Origin of the sequence: Qipengyuania xiapuensis (assembly GCF_019711395.1) — a bacterium.
GTDB classification, from domain to species: Bacteria; Pseudomonadota; Alphaproteobacteria; order Sphingomonadales; family Sphingomonadaceae; genus Qipengyuania; species Qipengyuania xiapuensis.
In genome coordinates, this window is the sequence record NZ_JAIGNL010000001.1 from 444602 (window position 1) to 466994 (window position 22393).

Consider the following 22393-nt stretch of genomic DNA (forward strand, 5'->3'; position numbering starts at 1 on the left):
GTGCTAAAGTTTGTTGCTCACGGCCGGCACGTACTTAGGATAGCTGTTGCACACGGTTGGCTACCAGGTGCGCGCTACACCAATTTGCGCGACATCAGAGAGGTCACATTCTCCGACAATGGCTTTCTTGACATTAATTGGAAGAGATATTGCTTCCGCAGCCATATCAGCGCCGCCGAAAACACAAAGCCACTTTTGACGGTAGCTCGAGATATAGAATGTCTGTCGCAGCTTGAGCTAGTCCTCTGCGAAGCGGAAGAACTTAAAAAGCACGCCAAGCACGTTGTGGTCGTTCCAAAGGATCCGACGTTCAAAGGCCAGATCAAGAGTCTCATTCCGGAAGAATATATCTTAGGTTTCAGTGTGCCTACCAAGTATGGTGGGACAGCGTTGGAGCCCGAAGAATTCGATAGACCGGTGCATTTGCTGGGAGGACGACCTGATGTTCAGAGAGCGCTCGCGGACCGAATGCAAGTGGTCTCCTTTGACTGCAACCGCTTTACCTTTGATGCCCGCTTTGGGGATTACTTCGATGGCCAGGTGTTTCGCCCGCATCCTAAAGGCGGCTACGACAATTGCTTGCGTGCATCTCTCGTGAACATCGATGAGCTGTGGCACAACTATGACAATGGCGGCAGCCTGTCCCACAGCTAGGAGATGTTCAAATGGACGATCGACGCACATTTCTGATTGAAATGTACAAGCAGATGTTCTCCGACATAAATCGGCATATTACTGTGATATGGCAGTCAGTGGGCGTTGTGGTTGGTGCGTTCGCTTTGTTCTCGCTGGTCGAAAAAAGCGTAATCAGCTTGGATGTCGCCACCTCTGTCATTGTCGTACTTTGCACGTGGCTCTTTGCGCACATGATTGACGCGGGCTACTGGTATAACCGGAATTTGGTCATCATCTCGAACATCGAAAAGCAATTCCTTCTCGAGGATGATCTCGTCAATATTCAGTATTATTTCGGGGCTCATCGTAGCAAGAAAAATAAAATGATCACTCATCTGCGCATCCAGTCTGCATTAGGCTGGGGTATTTTGATTTTGGTGCTGACGTTTCATTTCATCACGAATGTTTTGCCTGACATTCCAAATGAAGGTGCAACATTCGACGCAATTGAGGCCCTTCCTTATGTCATCCTCGCACTTGCATTCGGTTTTTGTGGATGGCTCATTTGGGACCGCAATAAATCGTATTCCAACTTCATCGAGAATTCGCCGGGAATAGCTATGGATACTTCTCGCGTTCAGTATGGGCGTGGTCATACGACGGATCAGTAAGCTGTTGCGAAAAGGGGGTTCGACAGAATGACGAAGACTTGGGGCGTACATATGCCAGAGTGGGTAGGGGACGATCCCATCGAAGGCGGGTTTGTAGTTATTGGCTGGGGCAGGCTGGGCAATATTTTTGAGATCCCGAATGATCGCGAGGAGTTCAAGCGCCGCTTGGAGCGTGCCTATCCAGAGAAGAAACCAGGGGCGATTCCGGTGGATGCTGGAACGCTATTTCGCTTTGCTCACGAGATCGCTGAGGGTGACACCATCGTCTACCCATCGAAGCACAATCGTATGGTAAACATTGGGAAGGCGACAGGAAAGCGTTGGCACGGCCCTCCCTTACAGGACGGCGAAGATACCTTTCCGAATTATCTCGGAGTTGAATGGCGTGTGAGTTTCCCGCGAAGCGAATTTTCGCAGGCGGCTCTGAATGAGATCGGCTCATTCATTTCGCTCTTTCGGATAAGGCAACATACGAGTGAATTTCTCAAAAGATTGGGCGAAGGTCACAGTGATGGGCGAAGCGCCTCTGATCAATCCGATGCGGTAACTGATGATATTGCGTCCCAATCGGCGTCAAAGTTGGCCGAAGAAACCACACAAGATTTTGTTATCAGACGAATTCACCAATCACTGACTGGTTTCGAGTTCGAGCACTTCAGCGCCCATCTCATGGAGTGTTTAGGATACACGGCGAGGGTTACTGAAAAGACCGGAGATGGCGGAGTCGATATTATTGCGCATACCGACCAACTAGGCTTTCAACCTCCCATCATTAAGGTCCAATGCAAGCGACAAACAGCGCAGGTTGGTGAGCCAGAGGTAAGTCAATTACTTGGCACGCTAGGCGAAGGAGAATTTGCTCTCTTTGTAACTCTTGGTTCTTATACTCGCCAAGCACGCAGTCGGGAGCGTAACACGCCAAGGCTCAGGCTTCTTGATGGTGAGGATTTGGTCGAGTTGATTTTGGAGCACTATCCTCAAATGTCTCCTCGCTATCGGACTATGTTGCCGCTGAAGCAGATTTATGTACCGGACATAATCAGCGACTGAATTAGCCTTAGGAATTCTCATCAAGAACTATCTTTGAAGCTCTGGATATGGGGCATAGCAGCTTCTCGCTTAAGGGAGTGGCCACTGTGCCTTTACGCGCTGCCTCCATACGCCGTGAAGGGTATGATTTACGGGTAGAAATTGATCAATGCCCCTTTAGGTCAGCCGCCGAAAATTGGATTGAAGTGCTTGGTCTCGTGATCATCATTCCGGCGAGCCGACATTCGCCCAAAATAAGGAAGCGCCTTGTCAACTGACTATATCGATCTCAACCGAACCTTCAGGAAGCTTCCTGAACGCATTGCTGAGACAGACGAATTCGACTTCGAATCCGTTTTGGGGTTTGGCAAAGGGCTCGCTTGGGGAGATCTCCTCACGAAACGGAGGGTAATTCTTCTTTCGGAGGCTGGAACAGGAAAAACTCAAGAAATTCGCCATTCTGCGCAACACGAACACCGGTCGGGAAATCTTTCCTTTTTCCTTCGGTTGGAACACGTAGCAGACGATTTCGATATAGCTTTCGAAAATGTAGCCGGATCTCGTTCGGATTTCGAAGATTGGCTGAAATCCAAAGAAGAGGCACGCATCTTTCTGGATTCAGTCGATGAAGCCCGGCTCAAGAGCCCGATGGAATTTGCACGGGCCATTCGCAAAATTGGCGCAATGGCAAAGCCAGCACTGCACCGTGCAAGAATTGTCATCTCGAGCCGTGGGTCTGCATGGAAGCCGATATCTGACCTGCAGCTTTGTAACGATCACCTTACTTTCAAAATGCCACGGGAGGAGGAGGAGCAGCGAGGTGCGGGTTCGAATGGAAATTTACCCAATGTGGATCGGAACCGGGCCCCACTCATCTCTGACGAAATGGAAAATGGGGAAGGCGTAAATCAGCACTTTGAGGTCTTTAAGCTTGATGATCTAAGTGGTTCTCAAGTCCAGCAGTTTGCTGAGGCCAAAGGCGTTAAAGATGCAGAAGCTTTCTTGGATGCCATCGAGCGTGCAGACGCATGGTTACTCACCCATCGCCCACAAGATTTGGAAGAGCTGATTAGCTTTTGGCTGACCAATGATCGGATTGGAAATCGAAGGGAGATAATGGAGGAGTCCATTGCGTTCCGTCTCACTGAGCGCGATCATAAGCGGGAAGAGGTCAGCACACTTACTTCCGAAAGGGCTTTAGAGGGCGCAGAGTTGTTGGCAGCCGCTGCAACACTTACTCAGCAATCAGCGATAAACGTGCCAGATGGTGCAAAGAGCCAAAGCGGGCTGTCCCCGTCTGACTTTCTGACCCAATGGATCCCCGCGGATATCCAAACCCTCTTGGGAAGGCCTTTGTTTGATGAAGCGCTCTACGGGTCAGTCCGATTTCATCATCGATCGCAAAGGGAATATCTATGCGCCAAGTGGTTTCATAAGCTGCTTCAGCGGCAAACTTCGAGACGGGCTATCGAGGCGATACTGTTTAAGGAACAATACGGATTAGTCGTAATCCCACCCACTCTTCGACCAGTTCTAGCGTGGCTGATCCTTTTTGACGGACGAGTGCGGGAAAGGGCCCTCTCAATTGCCCCAGAATTGATCTTCGAAGGGGGAGAGCCTGCAGCACTGCCCTTAGAAACTCGAACGCGGATTTTGCATCAGGTTTGCAATAAGATCGCGAAAGGCGATACTGCTCACACACCGGTAGATTACAGCGCAATTCAAAGATTTGCAGATGCAGGCCTATCGGATGAGATTAGGCGTTTGATCGCGAAGTATCCGAAGAACGAGGACATAGTTTGGTTTTTGCTACGCATGGTGTGGCAGGGCCAAATTGAGAAGCTTTTACCGGAGGCAATTTTCTACGCATCCAAGCGGCAAGTCGGCCGGCATGTCCAGATTGCCGCGATCAGAGCTGTCATTGCAGTTGGTAGCGACGAAGATGTGCGAGGGCTCCGCGCAAAGCTTCTCAAAACAAAAGAACTCAAGCGCGACGTTTTGGCCGAGTTGGTCGCTAGGTTGCCGCCGGACCGTGAGGGTATTGATTGGCTTATTAAAGCACTGGGAAAGACCCGGAAGAAAGAGAGGTACAGTTCGGACGGAGTGGGTCGCGCCCTTACCGATTATCTCGCGGCCTTGCCTTCGTCCGAGCACGCCTACCTGTTAGCAGGATTAGCAGCCCTGCTCAGAAAGAAACCAATCGTAGAGCGCCGATATTTCGAAGTCTCTGATAAGCACGGATGGTTGCTCAAGCCAGCTGCGAAATTGATTGAGCGCATGATAGACGAGAGACACCCCGCGTGCCTTGGGCAGGACAGTCTGTTCGTATTGTTCAACTTGCCCTCTGTCAGCGATCACGGGGACTGGGAACTCCGCGATATCAAATCTGAAATCCCGAAAGTCTTGCCTCAATGGAGCGAATTGAATGACGCGCTCTTCTGGCATTCGGTAGCCGTCGCGCGTCGGCACAAGAAAAGAAAAAACGGTCGAAGGACGACAAGCCACATAGATGCAATGATCTGGCCGACCTTCTGCAGGTTCGTACCCGAGGATTTCGACCGCGTCGTTCAATACATCGGCTCCCAGCCCCTGCGTGACGACCGTTTGGTCGCACTTTCGCTGGCGTTCTCCCTGTACGTAGAGAGAGGGCGTCCCCGCAAATGGCGGGATCAATTGAAGCGCGCAACTAAGGGTAAGCCTTCGCTGAAGGAGAAGTTGAACTCCTTGCTGCATCCGCCAAGAATGAGCGAGCAAGCACGAAGCTATCTTAGGCAGGAAGCTCGATGGAAGAGGCGCGACAAAGAGCGGACAGAGCTTGAGGAGAGTAACAAAAGAGAATGGAGAGAAGCGCTCGCGGCTAGCCCCGACAAGCTTCGCAATCCAGGCCTTCGAAGTCCTCATCAAATCTCCACATGGCAATGGCACGTCCACGAACGAATGCGTGATTTGGATGGAGACACGAGTAAGTGGTCAACCGGAAATTGGCGTGTCCTCATCAAAGAGTTTGGCACGAACGTAGCTGAGGCATTCCGCGATGGCGTGGTAGCCTATTGGCGGCACAACAGCCCGCGTGTGGTATCGGATGGCAAGGTGCGCAATGAAACGCCACATACCACCATTTTCGGACTGACCGGTGTTAATATCGAAGCTGCCGAAGAACGAAACTGGGCCTCGAAGTTATCAAGGGACGAGGTTGAAGTCGCAACTCGTTACGCTTTCAATGAACTCAACGGATTTCCGGATTGGTTTGAAGGCCTCTATCGTCACCATCCAAAATGGGTTTCGGATTTGGCAACGACCGAAGTCAGGTATGAACTGACGAAGACGCCGAGCAAGAGCGATAGCCACTATTTTCTGAGTGATTTGAATTGGTCAGGTCAGTTTCTTGATAGATCTTTGGCGAATCCAATTCTCGAACACCTATCCAGTTCGGAACCGAGAAATTTAAGCCTTCTCGAGCAAGCTTTGAATATCGTCGTGAGAGAGGCTCACTCAGCAAAAGATTTGGGTGAGATTGCAGCGAAAAAATCCACGCTGCGTTCATTAGATCATTCAGCTATTTGGTTCGCAATATGGGTGGGTGTTGATCCAGAAGCGGCCATTCCGGCACTTGCCGATCGCATTCAAGCTATTCGCCGAAGGCACGACCGCGTGCGATTTGCGATGCTGTTCGTCACCCGGCTAGTGGGGGGGCGACATGAGAAAGCGCTGGCTAGCCAAGCATATCGAACTGCAAAATATCTCCATAGTCTTATCATCCTCATGCACCAGTCGATTGAAGAGAAGGACGACATCAGGCGATCTGGCACAGGAGCTTATACACCTGGTCTAAGAGACGAGGCTCAAGACGCGCGAAGCCGTTTGTTCAGCATGCTCAAAGAGCTTCCCGGGAAGGAGGCATTTCTGGCGATCCAGAGCTTGAGCACCTGCCATCCAGAAGATGCTTCCAGACCATGGATGCGAAAGCACGCGCAATCTAAAGCAGAGGCAGAGGCGGATCTCGAAGCGTGGACGCCGAAACAAGTTACTTCTTTCGAAGCGGAACAAGAGAGAGTTCCTGGCAACCATCGGCAGTTGGCCGAGTTGGCATTGTTGCGCTTTGAGGATCTGAAAGCGGATCTGGAAAATGGAGATAGCAGTATCGCGAGTATACTCGCGACCGTCAAAAGTGAGACGGAAATGCGAAAATTCATCGGCGGCTGGCTTCGAGACACTGCGCGAGGACGCTATACGGTACCCCAGGAGGAAGAGTACGCCGACGCCAAGAGGGCAGATATCCGATTTCACGGAATTGGCTTTGATAACCCTGTGCCGACAGAGCTGAAGCTCGCGGATAATGGCTGGTCGGGGTCCAAGCTGTTCGAGCGATTGGAAAATCAACTTTGCGGTGACTACCTTCGCGACCAGCGTTCTTGTAGAGGTTTGTTCGTGCTAGTTTACCGTGGAGAGAAGGCTACCTGGCAAGTGCCTCGGAGCGGAGAAAAGGTAAACTTCTCCGAACTTGTAGAATCGTTGCAAGGTTATTGGCTGGAGATCAGCCCTCGTTACCCTGACGTTGAGGACATTCAAGTGGTAGGTATCGACCTTACCAAACGTTATGACCGCAAGGAAAAATAGGCTTCCCGATCGAAAAGTGGGGCGGACTTTAGCCGTCGTCAAACAGGGCGGAAAGAATGTGTTTTGACCCGCTGCGTCTCACTTTTCCAATTCGAGCGGTCTGATGGTCATCAGATGGTCACGCGAAGGTAACCACACTGCATTTGGCTTATACGAAGGCATCCCGTTAAAACTAGTGGGCGCTGACGGACTCAAACTGCCGGCTCTCTCGGTGCAAATGAGACGTCCTGCAATCTTGCAGTTCTGACGCCGGAAAGGGTCTGTTAGTTTGCGGATGCCTTAGTTCATTCGGCGTTCCGCAAATTATTGAGTGCCCGATTGCAGGGCACCAAACTGCCGGCAGCTTGAGGTTCTAACGTTAGCTGCGTTCCGACAAGATCTCTAGCGACTTGGCCGCAGGGTCCGATCCTTATTGCGTAGGTCCGCGACATAGCTCTGGCCGTTTTCGATGCGGGCTATTTCAAAAAGGCCTGTCGCATCGAACAACGCCGTAAAGTTTCGTACGCCATAATTGCGAGGATCAATCGGTGCTTGCCTTCGCGCTGCAATTCCTGCTGCGGACATGGCTGCCCAACCGTCTTCGCGAGCTGTTGCTTCGACGGCGCCGCGCAGGATAGTGACTAGCTTTGTGTCCTGCGAAAGAGGCCTGCCTGCAGCTTTCGCATCAGGCGCGGCTTCCACGCTTGATTCAGCTTGAGCCTTTTTCTTAGGCTTGGCTTTTTGAGCCAGCGGTGCGGCGGGGACGAGCGGTTCGTCTAGGCTTTCAATGTAAAGAAACGCTGTGCAGGCGTTGACGAAGGGGGCCGGCGTTTTGCGTTCGCCAAAGCCATATACCTCGAGCCCATTTGCTTTGAGCTGCATCACTAGCGGTGTGAAATCGGCATCGCTGGACACCAGACAAAATGCGTCAGGCCTCTGCGTATAGAGCAATTCCATTGCGTCGATAACAAGCGCGATGTCGGTAGCATTCTTGCCGGTCGAGAAGCTGAACTGCTGGATCGGTCGGATCGCGAAATCGTGCAGCTTCTCTTTCCAGTTCTTCAGGCCAGCGCCGGCCCAATCGCCGTAAGCCCTCCTGATATTAGCCGTGCCATACTTAGAGAGTTCAGCCAGTATCTCAGCAACTTTATTGTGGGACACATTGTCAGCGTCGATCAGTAGCGCAATGCTGCGATCCGACGAGCTGCGCGGCTTATCTTCTGGATCCATCTGTTCCTCTAAATGTCCCAATAGTTCTATTCGTATTCAATACTACCGGCGCTTGCCATCGGCCGCTCGAAAGAACATTCATGCCTTTTGGACTATGCGCCAGCGGCATTCCTCCACAAACCTCTTCAAATTTATGAATTACTCTGAAGAACCTCGCCCAGATGTGAGAAAATCGAAGTCTGACCGGTTGCTTGGAGCCTGCCAGGTGCACGATCCAACGATCAGGTTTGCCTCAGAAAACTCAACCCGGTCCATTCCGAAGCCTGTCTCAGGCAACCAAAACTTGAAGTCATGGATACTAAAGGTAAATCTGATTGGGAGTAGGGATATTAGAGCTGTTGGTTTGCGACGAATTGCAGGCTGACCAGATTCCATGTCACCGGGGGCGATAGCGCATAGTGGGAAGTCTAGCATCCTCGTCGGATGAGGTTACGCGTCTTCTCGAGCGTTGTGTCTCAGTTGACCTGGAGGTCAATCCAAACACGGCTGAGGTGTTCGCGTTCGCTGCTGTTTGGCACGATGAGCGCCAACCAATTCTGGCAGGAGCAAAGGGCCTTGCCCAGGCTCTTGATCAGCTCGAAGCACGTCTGGCCGAAGCTCGTCACTGCCTCGGACACAATATCATTCGGCATGACCTGCCGCATATTGCTGCAAATCGTCCTCACCTTTCCGCACTTGCCGAGGCGCCGATTGATACTTTGTGGCTCAACCCCCTCGCGTTTCCAGAAAACCCGTATCACCATCTAGTGAAACATCACCTCGATGGGCGCCTTCAAGCAGGACACATCAACGATCCCGCCAAAGATGCTCGTCTCGTTTTCGAGCTCTTTGAAGATCAACTTGGTGCATTGGGCCGGCTCAATGAGAAAAATCCGGAGACCGTCCTCGCTTACCATTACCTGACAACTCGCCTCGAGAAGTCCGATGGATTCGACGCTGTCTTCACGTCCACCCGCGGTGAGCCGCCGCCGAGCCAGGACCAGGCCAAGGCCGCGGTCCAAAAGATTCTGGACAGACAAGCGTGCCGCGGGGCAATTGATATTCTTGTCGACACGATCTCGAGCCCGCGGAACGGCTGGCCAACGGCTTATGCAGTTTCATGGGTCACAGTGGCGGGTGGCAATTCAGTGATGCCGCCCTGGGTGCGGGCCCAGTTTCCCGAAGCATCCGACATTGTGAAAAGTCTGCGGGATACTGATTGCAGGTCTCCGGATTGCGAGTGGTGTCGAAAAATGAACGATCCTCGCGAAGCTTTGCGGCGATGGTTTGGATTTGAGGGATTTCGTAAGAAGCCCGCGGACAAGGATGGACGCCCACTGCAGGAGCGTATCGTCGAAGAAGCGATGCTAGGAGAGAGCATCCTCGGCATTCTTCCGACAGGAACCGGAAAGTCCGTCTGCTACCAGATTCCCGCACTTTCGAAGTTCGAGAAAGTCGGCGCCCTAAGCGTAGTCATTTCTCCTCTGGTAGCTCTTATGAACGACCAAGTGCAGGGCATGGTGCGGCAGGGCATCTCTTCGGCTGTCACCGTCAATGGCATGTTGTCACTTCCAGAGCGGCAACACGTGCTCGATCAAGTCCGGCTGGGCGATGCAAGCATCCTTCTCATTTCACCAGAGCAGCTGCGAAGTGTGGGTGTTCGGTCGGTTCTCAAGCAGCGTGATGTAGGTTTGTGGGTGCTCGATGAGGCGCACTGTGTATCGAAATGGGGCCACGATTTCCGGCCGGATTACCGCTATATCGGCCGGTTCATAAAAGAGTTCTCAGGCGACCGAGATCCAGCCCCCGTACTCTGTTTGACAGCTACGGCGAAGCCAGAGGTTGTCGCTGACATCAAAGCGCACTTCCAGGAAAAGCTTCAGTTTGATCTGCAGCTTCTCGATGGCGGCGCTGTGCGGACCAATCTTGAATTCGAGGTGCGCTCGACAAAACCTAGCACCAAGCTCAGCGATATACTTGAAGTCATCCAGGCTAAGTTGCCGGCCGAGGGCGCCTCAGGCGCTGTAATTTACTGCTCATCGCGCAAGCAGACCGAGACGGTCGCCGACTTTCTCAAGCAGCAAAAGATTGAAGCCGATTTCTTTCACGCAGGCCTTACGCCTGATCAAAAAAAGGAGGTGCAGGAGCGCTTCCGCGTCGGTGAATTGCGTGTCATCGCAGCGACCAATGCATTTGGCATGGGCATTGACAAGCCCGATATCCGGCTGGTGGTCCATGGTGACATTCCAGGCTCTTTAGAGAATTACTTGCAGGAAGCTGGCCGAGCTGGTCGCGATCGGGAACACGCAAGCTGTGTGCTCCTCTTCTCCGAAGATGATGTAGAGCGGCAGTTCACCCTTTCTGCCCGCTCAAGGCTTGCCCGTCATGAGATCGGAGCCATTCTCAAAGCACTTCGGCGGCTGGATGATAAGACCACCAAGTCCGGAAATGTAGTCGCGACGTCGGGAGAGATTGTTCGGGCTGAGCAGGACCACGAGTTTGAGCGTGATCGGCTGACCGACGATACTCGCGTAAAAACAGCTGTGGCCTGGCTTGAGGAAGGGAAATTGCTCGCTCGCGAGGAAAACCGTGTCCAGGTTTTTCCTTCCTCACTCTCCGTGAAGACATTGGCTGAGGCAAAAGAGATCCTCGACAAGACCGATCTCTCCCTCAAGCGTCGCAATGAGCTCATTGCGATTGTCCGCCACCTTATGAATGCTGAGCCTGATGAAGGCATTTCAACTGACGAGCTCACGGGAGCAAGTGGCCTGAGCAATGGCGCATTGCCGAAGGCCATGCACGACCTTGAGACCCTAGGAATTGCCAAGAACGACCTCGCCCTGACTGTCTTCGTACACGTAGGGGTCGAGCGGCAATCCACTGAGCGGCTGGAGCGGGCTGCAGAGCTTGAAGCAGCGCTAATTGCGGTTCTTCAAGAGGCCGAGCCAGATGCCGAAGGAGAAGGCGCGTTCCCTCTTCAGCTTAGCCAAGTTTGTCAGAAACTTCACGATGAGGGGTTTGAGAAGGCTCGACCTGATATCATCGAAAGAATGCTTGTCGGACTGTCTCATGACGGTCGCGACCAGGATGGAGGCAAAGGCAACCTCCACATTCGAAAGTTCTCTCGCGATACTCTCTTCATCAAGTTGCAACGCACTTGGGACGTCACAGCTCGTAGCGCTCGCATTCGTAGGGACGGCGCAGCTAACCTATTGCAGCACCTTGTAGGGAAGGTGCCGAAAGGCAGGCGAGGCAAGGACCTGCAGGTCGAGACGACAGCAGGCGAGCTCATGTCGACGCTTACGGGAGACGCTTACCTCAAGTTCGACGTGAAGAACTTCGTGAAGCTATTCAATCGCTCCCTCATGTGGCTCCACGAGCAAGAAATCCTCGTACTCGGCAAGGGGCTGAGCGTTTTCCGACCAGCGATGACAATCCATCTGGCGCCAAGTGGGGGGAAGTTTACGCAGCAACATTTTACACCTTTGGAGGAGCATTACCGGGAACAGACTATCCAGACGCACGTGATGGCGGCCTATGCGCACAAGGGCCTGCTCTCCATGCATAAGGCGATGAGGCTGTCTGAAGACTACTTCGTTCTAGACCAGGAGAAGTTTCTGGACCGCTGGCTACCTGGCGAGAGGACTGCCATTCGGAGGCAGACAACGCCTACATCTTGGCAGGCAATCGTAGATGATCTGAACAACCCTATTCAGCAAAAGATTGTCAGCGATGACCGAGAAAAAACCAATGTTCTGGTCCTGGCGGGACCAGGTTCCGGTAAGACGCGGACACTAGTGCACCGCATCGCCTACCTCGTGAGGGTAAGGCGAGAAGACCCTAACGGCATTCTGGTACTGAGCTACAATCGTCATGCAGTAACTGAGATACGATCTCGATTGCGTCAGCTCATTGGCGAAGATGCACACGGCATCACTGTTTCGACATGCCATGCCCTGGCTATGCGACTGGTGGGTACGAGCTTCGTGGGTGCGTCAGCCGACAGCTTTGATTTCGACAATGTCATTCGCGAAGCTGTCACGCAGCTTCAGGGTGAAGGGTTGAGCAAAAGAGAGGCTGAAGCGCAGCGCGAAGCCTTAATGCAGGGTTATCGCTGGATTTTGGTCGATGAGTATCAGGATATCGGACCAGAAGAGTATGATCTGATCTCCGCTGTGGCGGGCCGTTCACAAGAAGACACCGATCAGAAGCTCAGTCTCTTTGCAGTCGGCGACGATGATCAGAACATCTACGCTTTTGGCGGGGCCTCTGTTGACTTCATTCGCCGGTTTGAAGCCGAGTATGATGCAAAGCCATCTTACTTGATCGAGAATTATCGCTCCACGCCAAACATTATTGCAGCGGCCAATTCGGTAATTGCACCTGCTGTGCAGCGCATGAAAATTGGTCATGACATTACGGTCGATCGTCAAAGGGTCAGGGGCCCCAAGGGCGGGGCCATGCAGACCATCGACCCTGTTGCGCACGGCCGTGTTCAGATCCTCAAAACGGCCGGGGGTGACATCGCAAATGCGATCGCTGCAGTTGATGAGCTGGTACGAATCTCCGACCTAGATCCGGATTGGGATTGGTCGAAAACAGCGATCATCGCGCGCAACTGGAAGCAATTGGAGCCGGTGCGGAGTTACGCGGAAAAGCTCGGCATCCCGGTGGAACTTGCCAATGAGAACCTGCCGAGCATCTGGCGTCTGCGTGAGACACAGGCCTTGGTGGAAGCCTGTCGACGCCATCCCGATAGCCTGCTGACCGCAAGCGAAATCGAGGGGTTTCTTCACGATCTTCCCGCCAGCCGTTGGTCGGACCTTCTTGCCAAGGGTATCGCAGACCTGCGGCGAGAAATTGGGCAAAGCAGGATCGCGTTTCCTGATCTCCTCGAATGGATTGCAGAGTGGTGTCGGGATGCTCGCATCCAACAGCATGGTGTCCTGCTTATGACCGCGCACAGGGCGAAAGGTCTTGAGTTCAACGATGTCGTTATCCTCGATGGCGACTGGCAGGGATTGTCCAAGGGCGAAGACCCGGATGCCCCGCGGCGCCTTTTCTACGTGGCGATGACTCGGGCAAAGCGGTCCCTTGCGGTCCTTACAGACGGCTCACATCCCTACCTGCGACACGAGAGGGAAGAGGTGCTGGTTCGCGATGTCGCCCAAAATCCGCAAACCCAACTTATAGACCAGCATCGGTATGACCCGCCCAATATGGAGCTGGTAGATCTCTCCTATGCAGGTCGCTTGTACAGCGGGAATAATGCTCTTCAAGCGATCAAAGCTGCGAGGATCGGTGACCCCGTAAAATTGTCACGTGGTGAGAAGGCCTGGATGATCCACAACGCGGCAGGGCAAGTCATCGGGCGGATGGCTTACTCATTTCATCCACCTAAAGGTTGGAAGGTCGAGAAGGCCACGGTTGGGGCAATCATTCAGTGGCGGAAGTCTGACAACCAGGAAGAGTATCGCGAATACATTAAGCGCGAACAATGGGAGACGATCCTGCCTGACATCACCTATGCCCCAGCCTAGGTCCTTCGCTCTTCGGCCGTTATCAAAGAAGAATGATCTTGGCGCGCGCGCCCTCGCCAGCGATCGTGAAATGTCGAACTTCGATCCCAATATCTCGCGTCGCTTCCAGGCAGTCCACTGGCAATGCAGGCTCTTTGGGGATTACTAGTACACGGCGTCCCTCTGCCTCTCTCCCATGGGTCATGAGCTGACCAATCGCGGTGTAGAAGGATTGCCGATCCGCTGTGGTCTTCACTTCGAAGACCTCTGTCCTACGACCGTCTTCGGTTACGAAGAGATCCACCAGTATGTCCCTCGATACCGTTTGGCCGCTCTTCAGCTGAGCGTCGATCTGTTCTTTCAAGGCGTCGACGACCATGCCGTGATAAGTGAAGTAGTCGAACTCGCTTTTGCGCTTCCCCTTCTTGCGGCCGGAAAATTCAGAAACGAATTCCGTTGCTGGTGGAGGTGTTTGGGAAGGGCCGGCAGCTAGCTCCTCGCGGTTCTCTTTAAACTGTTCAACTTTTTGAGCGAACCTCCAAATCAAAGCAGGCAGTGAATGGTCATTCACGTTCCCGATCATCATAGCTGAGCGCGTTCTTTTTTCGCTGTGTGCGAGGTAGAGTGGATCGGAAACGAAACCGAGGAATGCGGCCTTACCGACCCCTTCTCGACCTCCGCCAATTCCGCCATCATGCATGAGGTAGATTTCGCCCGTATTCGAATCTTGGGCGAAGAACCCGGCTACTCGGCCATCCTCGCCCTCAACTGGCATGTTGATTTCGACGATAATCTGCTGAGATGGTGCGTCAGGCCTGAACGAGCCAAAGCTATTCCAATAGCGAGCGATTGGGACGTCCGTCCTTGGCGGGGAGAAGGCACAGTAAAGCTCGTTCTCACCCGCGGCGAACACCTCGTGATTTTCGTTGCCGCCCGGATAACCGATGTTCCGTATGCCACGCGACGGCAAAACGGCCGTCAATGTGGCCTTGAGACGTTTGTGCGCCTCTTTGATCTCACCACGCTTTTCAAGAATTTGTAGCAATTGCCTTTCCCCCTAAGACTCTGCTTGCCCTATGTTTTTCCATAAGATTGCGCAATGCAGTAGCTCTAAGAGCCAGAGGAAACTTCATGAAAACGATCGAAAGCGGTGCGATATGTGAGGCGTGTGGGACATGGAATGCGATTCAATATGACGTTGCCCAAGGGCCGCACGTCGGAGCGAATGATCGTGAGACCGAGAGTTGTTACAATTGCTCGGCGCGGATCGCGAAAGCCGACTGTGTAGCAATTTGGGTCGGTCCCTCCCACGATGAGATCGCCAAACAGCGTGGTGCCAACCTCAATTAACTCAACTCATCGCGCTCTTGCAGCACGGCCATGACCGCTTGAAGACCTCTCTCTTTGCGCCCCTTGGCTTCACCGTCCACGTGAATGCGACCATTTCGCGGATAGTAGCTCACCGCACTCGAGAGCTTCAATTGGTAGGCATTATTATCGGGTCGTCTGACGTCGGAGAGGTGGAGTAGAAAGAAGTCGATAGCCTCCCTCATGGCCGGGTCGTCCCCGTCGCGATGATCAGCAAAAGGGAGTTTGAGGAAATTGCGCTCGGCACGGGTCGTCATAGAGCTTCTCCAGTTAGAATTGAGAGAAGCGATATAAATTCCGAGGGCCAGAGCCTCTTAGGGTGGGGCTACGAAACTTTGGCCAACTCTACGATGATTCCGAAATGATCGGATAGTTTGAGTCCGTCGATTTGATCGGGAACGGCGCGCGGTGCACCAGCGGAAAGTTCTGGCGAGACAGCGATGTGATCAATCGCTTGTCGACCTTCGAATTCGAAGCCACGGGTAACAATGCTTAACGCTTCGAAGGCCTTCTCGAGCTTTTGGTATACCTGTTCTGGTTGGCGTCTGCGCGGAAGCCTTTGATTGAAGTCGCCGGCGACAATCACCGGGCAGTTTGCGCATTCTCTGAGCACTGACAGGAGCCCCTCTAAGTAGGCTTCGTGATCCTGCCATCGTTCGCGATCGCACCTTCCGGTCCGTACATGCGCGTCGGCCCACGGAATACAGATGCCCATCACTTGCAACTCGCCAGCCGGAGTTTGAGTTCTTCCTTGAATGAACCGCCCGCTAGGCAAGCTCGAATGGCCAACATCGTCATGCCAAAACCAAGGCGTTTTAGAGCCAATCAAGACTTTGCGGCGGTCTGCCTTGAGCGGGTATCCATAGTCGTCGCGGCTTGAGACTACGTGATAGCCGGATGGAAAGTTACTTGCATGTGCCTCAGTCAGGCAAAGGATATCGGCATCCATCGCAGCCATCATACCGGTGATCCTTTTCCCTCGCCGGCTGGTAGGCACAGCCCATTCTAAGTTCCATGTTGCGATCTTGGCGCTCGTATTGTCGCTCATGGTCTATTCTCTTTACCGGTGAGATGGCGGAGTAGCTCAACCATCGCCCACGTATCCATCGCGCAATACTCCCTCAGGGCGAGCCCGTGATCCGCTTTTTGCTTCGAACTGTTGGGCAATTCGACGGCTTCCAAAAAGACCCGTTGCGCCGCCATCCCGTCCTGTACGGCTAACTCGCTATAGCTTATCGCCGCTGGGATCGTGGGAAGGACGGCCTTGATCGACCAGCTTCCCTTCTGATCGCGGTGAAACCAACAGCTGCGTGCAACAGGCTCCAAATCAACAACCCTGTCAGCCAGCTGCCGTAGGGCACTTGAGAGGTCGTCAAATCGTGCAGCCAATTCCCTGATGCGCGTTCTTTCAAATGTCGCATTGTAAGTGATGATCGCGCCTTCCCTTGGAACTGCAGCCAAAAGCTTCTCAGCGAATTCTCGCCTGGGGTCCTGGTCATCGAGGCTAAGGAAATCGCGATGCTTAATGGCTCCATTCACGTTTTCGATGTGCGCCGAGAACTGGAAGGGAATTTGCTGGAAGGGCTTGGTGCCAAGCCATCGCGGGATAGCGGAACTGACAGTCTCAAAGTCGAGATAGGTGCGGGGGAATGACCAGCCTTTTGTGAGCTCGCGGGCCCTGTCACGGTCATGAAAAGCTTCGCCCGAGGCTGTTGCTCTTCGAATGCGCTCGTGGAGCGAGTTTTTGAGTTCGCCAGGATTGAGCTCGGTTAGTTCCTTTAGCCCTTTGGCTTCGTAGTTCTCGGCAAGCCGTTTCCCGGTTCGCGGGAGCAGGGTGATGGGCCATTCGGGCTGTTTTGTGCCACGGTAACAGTAAGCCTTGAAATCGCATTCGAACGGATCGCTGCAATGCGGCCCCGGCACGATCTCAGGCTCTTCGCTACGCAACGTCTCGCGGGCTTGGAGGACTACCGGCAAGCGGGTGTCGGTAATGGGTCGCACGTCTTCATCAGACATCCGGTCGATCAGGAATCCCAGGTAATCGCGCTCTCGCGCATAGACAAAACTAGCGTTGATGTGGCGGATCGAAGCAGAGGCGATGGTCACCCCGGCTCCTTCCATTACCCAGACCTGCGTAGCGAGATCGGCAATTTGATAGTCTTTCCGCGAGGCAGTGCTTTTGACCTCAGCAACGTGCCAGCCGCCCCTTCCATCGGGTCGCATGATATCAACCCTCACGAGGACGCCTTCGTGCTGAAAGGTTCCTTCGAAAATCGGCCGGTCGCCGGCTTCTACAAGTTCGCGAGTTTGCTGCAGAGCACCCTCGACCCCTTGGTCCATCGTAACCATGACGCCGCCATCCACCAGATCACAAGCGAGCTCGCCAACCGCGTGGCCAGTATCGAACCGCGCTTGCGTGGCGTCGTCGACTTCAATCAAATCTCGGCGATTGACAGACAGCCAGAGGCGCTTCGGACATTGTTCAAATAGTGTCAGCTTTGTCTTGGTCAGATCATGACGGCTGGGCGGCGAAATTTGGTCACGCATACATGAAGATTCGTAATCTGGCCGATGATATTGCTGAGGTTGCGTTGATCAGCATTGCTCAGGGCCTGGCGCAGAAATCTCCGTCTTGGATTGCAATGACATATTTGGCGTCTGGGAAGGCGGAAGGAGATCGACTTTCTCGAAGACGTCCATGGTGAGGCCGTAGGCCAAAAGGAGACGCTGCGTGTCGCATTCCTCATCAGTAATTGCAGCCGGCGGGCTGGGAAAAATTATCGGGACTTCTCCGAGGAGTTCCTTGGTGGCGCGGCTCCCGATGAAACGTTTGTGAAGCTCCGTGTTGCACCCACCGCCGGTGGCAATGACTTGAACTTCTCGCCCTGCTTTGAACTCTACTCTGGTTCGGCTCTCCTTGCGTGAAGCGTCGATCAATTCCTTATATTGGTGGCGGCAAGCAAGTTCGCATTCGAGATCCGGCTCTCCCGCTCTGCGGGCCACTTCGAGCGCAGCTGCTCCAAGAAGTTCGACCGAAGATTCTATCCCTGTGGCTTTCTTTGAGGTCACTCTTAGGAAGGTCACCATGTCCAAGGTCGATGCGCCGACATCGATAAGAAGATGGGCGCCCTCTCGCGCTGTTTTCTGCGAAGAGTAGCCGGCTATCGCGGCGGCAAGTTCCGGCACCAAATCGAAACCTTCGGGTGTCTTTTCGTGCGCGTCAGCGAAGGTGGACCGCACCATAGCGAGGTCGAGTTCATCAGCGTAGGGGATGAGCTCGTATGCTGCTGCAACAATCTTCCCGTATTGTGAGCATACGAAAGAGTTATCGATCGCGGCTACAGGCACGCCAATATTGAAGCGTAGATAGGAAGCTGGCGCTGCCCCGCCGAAGGGGGAGGCAGACTGCAGCCAGCCGAATAGATGCGCGGCATGGAGGGCAAGATAGGCAATGGCCGCTTCGTTGCGGGATACTTCGATATCTTTGTTGGCGCGCTTGTTCCCGTATCCTCCGATGATGCCTGTCTTAAACCCTGAGAGGCTTACGAAGTCAGGCTGCGGGTAGAGAGAGAAACGTTTTGAGGATGGGTCAAACCAAACGGCAGTTTGCCAAAGGAAGGGGTGCTCCATCGACCTAAGCTCGGTCGGAGCTTCCATGGCAGCGATGTCATCTTCGATCCCGAAGGGGTCGCGGACGGCGATTTTTGCAGAACTGGTGCCAAAATCGAAACCGATGATCACATTGGTCTCGCCCTCAACTTCATCCGGCACTGAATGCGAGGCGAACCAAGTGGCCCCAAGTCCAATCCGCTTCTGAAGCGTGTCGGCAATTGTCGCCGGGATGGTTGCAGGCGGCGTCTCAAAATCGGTCGAAGAAGAAGCCACTCTTTTGGTGATCCGCTGGAAAGCGGCTTGAGCCTGGCCTTGCTCGATAGTGGTCTTCGTTGGCGCAGGCTTACCCGATTGATCAGACGGAGAAGCAGCGTTCTTAATTGCTTCCCACGCCGCCTTCGAAATCTTGACGCGAAGCTTCTCTCCCTTCTTTTTCTTGCCTTTGCGAGCTTTCTTGGCCTGTTTGCCGTTTGCTTTTGTGGTTTCCAACGGCGCCCGAGAACCGTCAGCTGCGCCATTGGCGCGCCAAGACTGGGCGGCGGAGGCTTTCGCTTTAGGCTTTGGTTTGTCTGGGACAGTCTTTGTTTTGAGAGCTTTTGCCAGGTCTTGGAAGGTTGCGAAGGTTGAGCCTTTCCCCATCAGTTCTGCCCCCCAACCTCAATGACACACATGCCGACGGTCACGGGATCCTTGAGCGTGATATCATCCTCTTGCGCCGTGATAGTTTTCAGCTTGTCGTCGAGACGTGCCAGGGTTTTATCGCGGGTTGCTCGCACTGCGTAGACAAGCTGCTGTCGCTTGGCGCTGCCGGAAAGCTGGTGGTCCCTGATCTGCCGTTCAGCCTTTTCGATTTCACGTTCGCGATGGGCTTCAATGAGCGCCTTTTGCGTGCCGACCTGGTCGAAATGTTTCGCGGTCTCAGCTTCACGAAACTCTTTTAACTGGCGAGCTAGGTGAGGCATCAAGGTCTCATCTGCTAAGCGAGCCGCAAGCTGTATTTCGTCCTCTCTAAGCCGCCGAAGCCTTGGTTCGGCGACAATGCTCTCCATGGTGAGCTGCTCGGCGCGCTCATCATTGAGCAATTCGCCGCTAGCCATATGAAGTGCTGAGAAGACCAATCGGTCAACAGGGTTCAGTCCCTTGATGGCCCAGCTTTGCACGGCGACCAGATATTGGCCGGGATTGAGATCCTTCGTCTGCTCTCCAGGTGCACTGAAGGCTGTAACAGGCCTCGCCGGCGTTGAGAGCTCTTTCTCTGACATCCGGCTGGCAGCAAAGCGAGCAAGCGGATGGGTCATTGCTATTGTATCGATGCCGCGATGCGTAAAGCGGTCGGGTGAAGATCCAAAGATCGCCCGGACAACCTTTGAGTTGCTATCAAAATTGGTCGGAAACTGACTTGAAAACCGTTCTTTGAACCGAGCGAACTCAATGGCGAGCTGGGGCGAGAGGCGGATGTCGTAAAGGTCGAGCTCTTCGTGATTAGCCCGATCGAAGCGGGTGCCGGGATACTCGTCAATGAGTACGCCGGTAATGTAGTCGAACAGATCCTCAGGTTTGAGCCGTTTGTGCGGCGCTTGTGCGTCATTAATTTGCTGAAGGATGGAGTCTCCTAGGCCGATGAGACCAGGGGCCTCCTTCTCGAGCTTCTCCTCCTCTTCTCTTCGAGTGGCAGCAGCTGTTGAAGCACGTTCGAGCTCGCGATCTCGCTCCTCTTTTGTAAGCTTGGGATCGCTTAAGATCTTATCGATCTTGTCGACCATTTCCCCCAGGATGGGCTCGAAATCGCCCAGAGTCTGCTGAATGAGGTTAAGGCGGAGATAGAGCCGTTCATAGACTTGCTCTTCGATCGTGTTCTTAGCGATCAAGTTCTTAATATCGATCGCTTCGGCCTTCTGGCCGATACGGTCGATCCGGCCGATCCGCTGTTCGACCTTCATCGGGTTCCAGGGGAGATCCCAATTGACGAGGACGCGGCAGAACTGAAGGTCCAGGCCCTCACCGCCAACTTCTGATGTCAGAAGAACCGTGCCGCCTGGGGCGTCAGCAAAACGATCGACCGTTTCCTGGCGAGGTGCGGAGATGCCGCCGTGAAGCTCGATCGAGGCGAAGCCGTCTTCTGTTAGTCGCTTGGCCAGGTAGGATAGGGTCCGCCTGAAGCTTGAAAAGATGATGATTTTTTCGTCGGGGCTCTCGTTCTGCATTTCGCGCAGCCACCGTTTCAGTTTCTCATATTTGGAGTCGGCCCGTTCGAGCTCCTGCAACTCATCCGGGTCGTCGCAAATAGCTCCAAGCTCTGTGATCAGCGGGCCGATTTTGCGCATTGCGTCAGCGTCGATGTCCACGTCCTCGTCGAGCGAAAGAGAGCCGCTGCCTTCACCCCAGTGGCGGTAGGCTGCAGCGAGGCTCGACGCCAAGAGCCGCTGGGTTTGTGCCAGTAGGAAGCGCGCATTGATGTCATTCCATTCCGCGTATTCCTCAATCACCTCAGTTGCTCGATCATAGAAGGCGCGCTCTGTGTCCGGAGCCATCTCCCACGAAAGTGTTTTGGGGCGTCTTTGAACCTTGAAGTCAGCGACATCCCTTCTTCGAGTGCGATTGACCGTCGTGCCGAGAAGCGACATTTCTTCGATGCGCGCGGCGAGTTTGACGCGATTGCTGTCATCAAAAGCGTCGGTCTTGGCGAGCTCGGCTTTTAGTCGTTTGAGGCGTCCGCCAGTTTGAAGAACTAGGCCGGGCCTGATCTTGTCAACGAGCGCCCGCACCTGGTCCATGGGGACCGAGGGGTTTCGAGCCGCCTCCCACGCGGCGATGATCGGTTCATTCTCGCTGAGTAGCTGAGGGAAGAGAAACTCGTTCCCAAAGGTATCTTCATCAATCAGGTTGAGCAGCGACCGAAGGTCTTCAGTGTGCAAATTGATGGGAGTAGCGGAGAGAAAGACTTTGTAACTCGCGACATCACTTAGCAGTTCGGCAAGTTCATGATTTTGAGTCGTGCGATTGCGAAGGTGATGCGCTTCGTCGAATATGACGAGGTCGAAAAGGTCACGGGTGGCGTTGTTCAGGTAGTGGGCAAGCGCGTCCCTCGAGCCAGGTTTCGGATCGAGCACCTCTTCCCAGCCCTTGTTCGGTTTAAGCCCCGAAAGTGAGGCGACGTAGGCGAAGTTCTTCTTGCCGAACTCACCCTCTTTCAGATCGAAAAGGAGCTCTTCAGCATCACACAGCTTCGCCTCGACGTTGAACTTGCTGCGAAGCTCGGCCCGCCACTTTTCACGAAGAGATTTTGGGCAAACGACAAGCAGACGGCGAGCGTCTCCGCGTGCGACGAGCTCAGTCCAAATGAGTCCAGCCTCGATGGTTTTACCAAGGCCGACCTCGTCAGCGACGAGCAAGCCTCTCGAAGGCGAATTCAGGAGTTTGAGGACAGGCTTGTACTGATAGGCATGAAACTCGGTGTTCGTCGCGCCAATGCTGTAGATGATGTCTGCGAGGTGCTGACTTGTCATCCGCACGTGGGTGAGAGCTCTGCGCAAAGACTGAGGCGATGAGAGCTTGCCGGCTTTGAGATCTTCAAGCGCATCAGGGGCGGTCACCACCTCTTCGAGCTGGACGACAGATTTGAGCTCGCGCCCGTGGGGGAATTCGATTTCGATAAAAGTGCGACCGTGCGTTTCCACGGCCTCCGTATCGGTTACCGTACCTATCTCTGCTGGACGGTTGCGCAAGCGAACCCGCGTGCCAGGTGCGAACATCAATTCCCCCTCAAATTCGATG

At 53.8% G+C, this 22393-nt stretch carries 12 protein-coding genes; 5 read left to right on the forward strand and 7 right to left on the reverse strand.

What is annotated here, in order from left to right; translation table 11 throughout:
- The 4 genes from K3163_RS02280 (at position 1) to hyoA (ending at position 6932) form a co-directional block, all read left to right on the forward strand.
- Positions 1 to 654: a DUF6610 family protein gene (locus tag K3163_RS02280; protein WP_345719690.1), complete on the forward strand. Its 654-nt coding sequence runs from the start codon at positions 1 to 3 to the stop codon at positions 652 to 654.
- An 11-nt stretch (positions 655 to 665) separates the two neighbouring features.
- On the forward strand, positions 666 to 1286 hold the full coding sequence (locus K3163_RS02285; RefSeq protein ID WP_221551714.1) for a hypothetical protein: 621 nt from the start codon (positions 666 to 668) through the stop codon (positions 1284 to 1286).
- 27 nt (positions 1287 to 1313) lie between these two features.
- Complete coding sequence (locus K3163_RS02290) at positions 1314 to 2336, forward strand: restriction endonuclease (protein ID WP_221551716.1); 1023 nt, start codon at positions 1314 to 1316, stop codon at positions 2334 to 2336.
- Between the two features lie 246 nt (positions 2337 to 2582).
- Positions 2583 to 6932, forward strand: coding sequence for an NACHT domain-containing antiphage protein HyoA (gene hyoA / locus K3163_RS02295; RefSeq protein ID WP_221551718.1), 4350 nt, complete (start codon positions 2583 to 2585; stop codon positions 6930 to 6932).
- A gap of 381 nt (positions 6933 to 7313) precedes the next feature.
- On the opposite strand, the gene K3163_RS02300 is transcribed toward hyoA, so the two are convergent.
- The gene (locus K3163_RS02300) at positions 7314 to 8141 is read right to left on the reverse strand and encodes an NYN domain-containing protein (RefSeq protein WP_221551720.1); all 828 of its coding nucleotides are present in this window, start codon (positions 8139 to 8141) and stop codon (positions 7314 to 7316) included.
- A gap of 491 nt (positions 8142 to 8632) precedes the next feature.
- On the opposite strand from K3163_RS02300, the gene K3163_RS02305 reads away from it, so the two are divergent.
- Positions 8633 to 13660, forward strand: coding sequence for a RecQ family ATP-dependent DNA helicase (locus K3163_RS02305; RefSeq protein WP_221551722.1), 5028 nt, complete (start codon positions 8633 to 8635; stop codon positions 13658 to 13660).
- A 22-nt stretch (positions 13661 to 13682) separates the two neighbouring features.
- Here the strand turns inward: K3163_RS02305 and K3163_RS02310 are convergent, their stop codons facing one another.
- The 6 genes from K3163_RS02310 to K3163_RS02335 form a co-directional block, all read right to left on the reverse strand.
- The gene (locus K3163_RS02310; RefSeq protein ID WP_221551725.1) at positions 13683 to 14684 is read right to left on the reverse strand and encodes a hypothetical protein; all 1002 of its coding nucleotides are present in this window, start codon (positions 14682 to 14684) and stop codon (positions 13683 to 13685) included.
- A gap of 301 nt (positions 14685 to 14985) precedes the next feature.
- Positions 14986 to 15264, reverse strand: coding sequence for a hypothetical protein (locus K3163_RS02315; protein WP_221551735.1), 279 nt, complete (start codon positions 15262 to 15264; stop codon positions 14986 to 14988).
- Between the two features lie 68 nt (positions 15265 to 15332).
- Entirely contained in the window at positions 15333 to 16055 is a 723-nt protein-coding gene (locus K3163_RS02320; protein ID WP_221551737.1) for an endonuclease/exonuclease/phosphatase family protein, read from the reverse strand.
- Positions 16052 to 17554, reverse strand: a complete 1503-nt coding sequence (locus K3163_RS02325) for a DUF2779 domain-containing protein (protein ID WP_221551745.1) — start codon at positions 17552 to 17554, stop codon at positions 16052 to 16054. Before K3163_RS02325 ends, K3163_RS02320 begins: the two co-directional genes overlap by 4 nt.
- Positions 17555 to 17602: 48 nt before the next feature.
- Positions 17603 to 19258 (reverse strand): hypothetical protein, encoded by a 1656-nt coding sequence (locus K3163_RS02330; protein ID WP_221551747.1) that lies wholly within the window; start codon positions 19256 to 19258, stop codon positions 17603 to 17605.
- Positions 19258 to 22371: a helicase-related protein gene (locus K3163_RS02335; protein WP_221551749.1), complete on the reverse strand. Its 3114-nt coding sequence runs from the start codon at positions 22369 to 22371 to the stop codon at positions 19258 to 19260. Before K3163_RS02335 ends, K3163_RS02330 begins: the two co-directional genes overlap by 1 nt.
- Positions 22372 to 22393: the final 22 nt, after the last annotated feature.